General features: G+C 63.2%; 1 pseudogene. It reads right to left on the bottom strand.

The annotated features are described in order from the left end of the window. A pseudogene (locus DOU50_RS00040) lies at positions 1 to 438 on the bottom strand (YfcC family protein); the annotation flags it as partial.

The raw sequence follows: 438 nt of genomic DNA, 5'->3' as shown, positions 1-438 counted from the left end.
GTCAGCTCCTCTTCGCTCATGCGGGCGATCAGGCCGACGATAATCGCGCTGGCGAGAAACACCGCCGATATCTCCGCCATCCACCAGCCCAGTACCGCCACGCCGTAAATCATCACCGCGAAGGCGAGGGCAAAAATCACCAGGATGATTTTGCGCACCGGGGTGAATTCCAGCGACTGTTCGCCCTTGTTGCCGAGGAAATGGGCGCGGTTCTCTTCCTGCTTGTCTGCAACGATCGACTGCGAGGGATCCTTGCGCACCTTGCGGGCGTAGCGCATCACCCACGCCACGCAGATGATCCAGCCGATGACCAGCAGCGCCACGCGCAGGGCGATGCCGTTGGTAAAGGGGATCCCGGCGGCGTTGGCGGCGATGACCGTGGCAAACGGGTTGATGGTGGAACCCAGCGTGCCGATCCCCGCCCCGAGCAGCACGGTG

The sequence above is a fragment of the Enterobacter sp. C6 genome (genome assembly GCF_008122455.1).
Taxonomy (GTDB): domain Bacteria; phylum Pseudomonadota; class Gammaproteobacteria; order Enterobacterales; family Enterobacteriaceae; genus Enterobacter; species Enterobacter pseudoroggenkampii.
This window is presented reverse-complemented; position numbering and strand designations above follow the sequence as displayed.